General features: G+C 51.6%; 1 pseudogene. It reads left to right on the forward strand.

Annotated features, from left to right (window positions below):
* Window positions 1–92: 92 nt before the first annotated feature.
* Window positions 93–380: pseudogene (locus LKX83_RS32030) on the forward strand (aminotransferase class V-fold PLP-dependent enzyme); the annotation flags it as partial.

Raw genomic sequence — 380 nt, forward strand, 5'->3', positions numbered from 1 at the left:
TTTATCGGCATCTGGGTTTTGTCCCATTTGCTTCCCTTGTTGGTACGAGGGAGGCGCAGTATCAGCCTATGTATGCTACACGAGAGATGTTGATGAAGAACATTGCTGTTCTTACTAAAGAAGCATCAGATTCAGCAGTGCCGCCAATCAGCTTTCTTCCGGGGCCGGTTCAGGTGGAGGAACGGGTGCGGACAGCATTTGAGCAGTCGGCAATCTCTCATCGCTCGGCACAGTTTGTCCATGATGTTCAGCAGGTAAAACGCTCGTTATGCCAATTGACGAATGCCCGGCATGTAGAGATGATGCTTGGGAGCGGAACGCTTGCCAACGATGTAGTTGCCGGGCAGCTTTCACGGTTGGGGAAGCGGGGACTGATTTTA

This window comes from Cohnella baijiui, assembly GCF_020731285.1.
Taxonomy (GTDB): Bacteria; Bacillota; Bacilli; order Paenibacillales; family Paenibacillaceae; genus Cohnella.